Here is a 4,496-nt window from a genome sequence, read left to right as displayed (position 1 = left end):
GCGCGTGTACTTCTGCTTTATTGGCATAATAATCCGCCTTCCTGTGTTTCCGGTAGTTATAATACGCGTTTGGACAAATTTCAAGCCTGCGAAGGAGCCACCGTAGACCAAACAACTCATGATATTGCTCAATAAATCGATAAGCCTCTAATCGATTTCCTTTGCAAAGAATGCCGCTGCTTTTTTTAAGAAGAGATTTTCCTTTTTTGCTTCTTCCAGTTCCTTGCGCAATCGGAGATTCTCTTTCATAAGTTCCATTTCATTTGGAATATCTGGATTTTCGAGGGCTTTTGTTTGGCATTCTTTGCTAAATTCACTGCACCACTTGGAAATACTGGCTTTGGATACGCCGTATTCAGCAGTGATGCTTTTGTAAGTGCGTCCTTCTTCCTCGTGAAGGCGGACAATCTTCTTTTTAAATTCAGGGGTGTAACTCTGTGGCATAATGTGTACCTCTTTTCTTTATAAGATTGATTATATCTTATTAGCCACTCCTGTTACAACATTAGTATAGCACTTCAGTACAGTATGAAAGAAATGGTAATTTATAATATAACCGCCCTGCTGATTATTGGCGTTTCGATTTTGTGCTTCACCAAAATAAGGACTGGTTTAACAAACAAGAACCTACGCCGTGTTCTGGAAGTATTCCTCCTCATTCTTGCAGCGGGCACGATTCTGACGATCGCCTTTCTTGATCTGATCGCACTGGGGGTAATTGGCCCTGTTCCGAACTAAAAATCTGAATTTACAGGGAAGCATGGAATTACATGAAAACCAAAATAATTTAAATGGAAACCATATTGGAGGAGATCATCATGAAACGGAAAACGATCCTGGTATCATCGGTTACAGAGATTCTTCTGGCTGGCCTATTCGTCTGGTATACGCTTCCGGTCGACTTGATGGACTTAGATCACAAGGAAGTCCTGGAGCTTGTTGTTTTTAACGGCAGCAGCGGAAATGCGACACATATTACAGACAAAGAACAGATCCAACATATCATTGATGATCTGAACGATGTTGAGATAAAGAGAACAAGGCCTTCGATGGGCTATTCTGGGTATGGATATAAATTATCTGTTTACCTGTCCGACGGGAATGAAGCCGGTGACTGGAATAATTTCATTATCAATTCGGAGGATACCATTAGAAAAGATCCCTTTTTTTATTCTGTTATAAAAGGATACATCGACTATAACTATATAGAGAATATCGCGGAATAATACAAAAACCATCCCATCAATAGGAAGTCTGGCCGCTGACCCACATCTGTATATGAAAGGTTCAGCGGTCTTTTTGTGCATATTTTCAAAAAAAAGTCATTAAGAAAAATGTCAGAAATTCAACTGGAAAAAGTCCCAAATATTCTGGATTTTTCATGTATAATAAAAATAACCACAAATGTGCAGGCTTTGATGCCGCATGACCAGGATACAGGCGGCGGAATACACGGAAAGGAGGATGACCATGGAAGAAAACAGGATTCCCGATGTTTCTGAAAAAAGTCCGTGGGAAAGGGCCATGGGCCACGTGCTTATGGGAATCATTCTCACATCCCTTACATTAAATTTCTGGTGCCTCGATCACATCCTCCCTGCCATTGGAACAGTCCTTATGGTCCTGGGATTCCGTGCGCTCCGGAAAGAGAACCCATGGTTCCGCTCCGGTTATCTCCTTGCCGCCGTCCGGGCAGGGTGTGTCTGGGTCACTCTGATCCTTAATACCACCATTCTCCCGGGGCTTTCCAGCCAGGGAGACGGTGTATGGGTCCTGGTCAGCTTGGCCCTGGCGCTGGCAGAGTTTTTCTGTCTCTGGCGCGGATTCAGGGCTGTCCGGCAGCGGTCCGGACTTCCTCCCCGGGCAGAAAGCGCGGCAGGACTGATGGCGTGGTATGGGGGTATGTACCTGCTGGCAGCGATCCATTACCAGGGGCTTCTGATCGTTGTGGGCATGATCGTCAGCCTGGTGCTGATCCTCCGAAGCCTTTATAAGCAGGTAAGGGAAGCTGCAGAGGCGGGAGCGGAGCTCTCATACAGTGAGCCTCCGGCAGGAGAGAGGCGGATCGTGCTGGCCCTGGTCCTCATACTGTCTGTGGGCGGCGCCTGCGGATATCTGTTTGGAGGGCGGTATCCCATGGAGTGGGAGGAGGAGCCGCCTGTACCAGAGGATTTGAAAAAGATCAGAGGCCGCCTGCTGGAGCTTGGCTTTCCCGAATACGTCCTAAACGACCTTTCCCTGGAGGACATACGGGCCTGTGACGGCGCTTTCAGGGTCGTTGTGGACATTTCTGACCAGATGGTCAGCGAGGGCTGGAAACGGACCATGAAATATAATGAAGAGGAGGGCCGCCTGGAAGAGGAGGCGTATCGGAAGGAAAAGGAGCTGCGCCTTACAGGAGTCGGAGTCCGGATCCCCGGGGAAAGGGAAACGTGGAGGATCTTCCATCATTTCCAGTGGATGTCCCGTCCATCCTTCCATGGAACGGAGGCGCTCCAGCTCTGGCCGGTGTACCGAGATATCCGGGAGGGCTGGCAGGCCTGCGGGGAGGTGACCGGACAGGTCCTGTATGAAAAGGATGGGACGCGGTACCAATCCCCGTACTATTTTCTGGGAAGCCAGACGGCGGTTTCTGATACGGTCTTCTGGGGACGGCAGGAAAACACCGATGTGTTTGCGGCCTTTTCCATGCCCCGCCAGGGAGATGCATGGAGCGGATATGTGGCCTACCCGGCCTGTGAACTCCAGGATGGCTATATCATCAGCAGCTGGTTCAACTACACCCACCAGAGAAGCTGGTTCCAATATCCTGTTATGACTGCCATGGAAAAGCGTATGTCAAACGGCTGGAACAGCGCCGGAGCGTTTATCACCGTCCAGAGCGCCCTCCAGTTCGATCCCAACGAGGACACCGCAGGGGAAATGGGCGGGAGTGCCGCCGTCCCCATGGCTTTATCAGAAAATTAGGAAATACCTTTGGCGATCCTGTCCGATAGGCTGGAAGCAGATGTTTTATAAGGGGGGCTGTTTATGAAGCGGAAAATATCCGGCTGGATCGATCTTCTGGCCGCTTCTGTCAACTATATCGTTATCTGCTTTGCACTGTCCCATATGGAGATCCGTTTTCAGCATGATCCCGCATTTATTCTGTTTTCTGCATCCCAGATATGGGTGACCGGCGCATTTTGGGGAAAGGTTCAGAAAACAGCAGATAACAGGCTGGTCCAAGCCATCCTTACTGCCGCCTGCTTTCTCATCCACGCGGGCCTGGTCTATATGACCTGGGACATCCATGTGACACAGTAAGTTTACGACTGATCCGCTGCTAGTCTGCTTATATAGGACAGGTCCTGCGGCCATCCGGCTGTCAGAAAAAGAATCTTATGCTAAAATTTCTGTGGAGACAGAAATGATGTTTGAGAAATCTGCGGGGAGATCCTATGAACGGGTTTTACCGGATTTGCAAACGCCTGTATGACCACAGGGAATTTAGTAAAAGGAAGGAGGCTGGATCAATGCTAGAGTTACTTTTCCTTCTGATCCTCGGAATCCTAATGCTTTTTAAGCCGGAGCTTCTGTGGAAGATAGAGCACATGTTTACAGTAAAAAATGGAGAACCGACGGAGCTGTATCTGGCTTTTATGCGTGTTGGAGGGGCATTCTTCCTTATAGCGTCCGTCTTCATGCTGGTATATGCGGCAGTGAAATAAAGGGGTAAAGGAAAAGAATGGACAAAATGAAACAAAATTATTATGGCAGTCTGTGTACAGAGCTGTATGAGCTCCTGCATAAGGAAGCGCCCAGGGAAGAACTGGATTTCTATCTTTCCTATGCAGAGAAGGATAAAAAGATACTGGAGGTCATGTGCGGCAGCGGGCGTTTTCTTGTGCCGTTCATGGATCGGGGCTTTGATATCTGTGGGATCGATCTGTCGGCCCATATGCTGGAACGGCTGAAAAAGAAGGCTCCGTCTGCAAAGGCAGTCCAGGCAGATATTCTGGAATACGATTCTCCAGACTGGTTTGATTATATTTTTATCTCCTCGGGCTCCATCTCTCTTTTTACAGATACGAAGCTGTGCAGAAGGATCCTTAAAAAGCTGAAGGAAATGCTGACCCCGGAGGGAAGGCTGGTCTTTGCCATTGAGACTATGGCGGACCGGTGTCCCGACGATGATGGATATAAGATAACGGCCTCGGCAGAAACAAAGGAAGGTCTGACACTGGTATTAAAAAGCAGAAACCATTACGATGAACAGAGCCAGACACAGTTTTCACCGGGGATCTATGAGCTTTATGATGGGGCCAGGCTGCTGCAGCGTGAGCATATGGATTTCCAGACCCATTTATACAGGCCTGGGGAAATGGAACAGTTTTTAGTAGAAGCAGGCTTTAAGGAAATAAACATCTACTCCTCCTCCTAATATATAAGTGTAGGATTTCAGTACCCAACAGCCAGTTGGGTCTTAATCCACTCATTGTTTAAGCTGTATAATG

The 4,496-nt window shown here is 48.0% G+C and carries 6 protein-coding genes and 1 pseudogene; 6 read left to right on the top strand and 1 reads right to left on the bottom strand.

Annotated features, from left to right (window positions below):
- Window positions 1-444: pseudogene (locus tag OCV69_RS16315) on the bottom strand (transposase); the annotation flags it as partial.
- Window positions 445-528: 84 nt separating this feature from the next.
- Between OCV69_RS16315 and OCV69_RS16310 the strand changes: the two are divergent.
- The 6 genes from OCV69_RS16310 (at window position 529) to OCV69_RS16285 (ending at window position 4,423) form a co-directional block, all read left to right on the top strand.
- A complete protein-coding gene (locus OCV69_RS16310; RefSeq protein ID WP_158360298.1) occupies window positions 529-738 on the top strand; it encodes a hypothetical protein in 210 nt (69 codons plus the stop codon).
- Window positions 739-818: 80 nt separating this feature from the next.
- A complete protein-coding gene (locus tag OCV69_RS16305; protein WP_158360299.1) occupies window positions 819-1,226 on the top strand; it encodes a hypothetical protein in 408 nt (135 codons plus the stop codon).
- 244 nt (window positions 1,227-1,470) lie between these two features.
- Window positions 1,471-2,967 (top strand): hypothetical protein, encoded by a 1,497-nt coding sequence (locus OCV69_RS16300; protein WP_158360300.1) that lies wholly within the window; start codon window positions 1,471-1,473, stop codon window positions 2,965-2,967.
- A gap of 63 nt (window positions 2,968-3,030) precedes the next feature.
- Window positions 3,031-3,306: a hypothetical protein gene (locus tag OCV69_RS16295; RefSeq protein WP_158360301.1), complete on the top strand. Its 276-nt coding sequence runs from the start codon at window positions 3,031-3,033 to the stop codon at window positions 3,304-3,306.
- Window positions 3,307-3,440: 134 nt separating this feature from the next.
- Window positions 3,441-3,710, top strand: a complete 270-nt coding sequence (locus tag OCV69_RS16290) for a DUF6199 family natural product biosynthesis protein (protein WP_262563244.1) — start codon at window positions 3,441-3,443, stop codon at window positions 3,708-3,710.
- Between the two features lie 26 nt (window positions 3,711-3,736).
- Window positions 3,737-4,423 carry a class I SAM-dependent methyltransferase gene (locus tag OCV69_RS16285; protein ID WP_262563243.1) on the top strand — a complete coding sequence of 229 codons (687 nt, stop codon included), beginning with the start codon at window positions 3,737-3,739 and terminating at the stop codon, window positions 4,421-4,423.
- Window positions 4,424-4,496 lie beyond the last annotated feature (73 nt).

The organism is Alitiscatomonas aceti, assembly GCF_025567195.1.
Taxonomy (GTDB): domain Bacteria; phylum Bacillota; class Clostridia; order Lachnospirales; family Lachnospiraceae; genus Alitiscatomonas; species Alitiscatomonas aceti.
The sequence above is the reverse complement of the archived record's forward strand: the minus strand, read 5'-3'. Positions and strand labels throughout refer to the sequence as shown.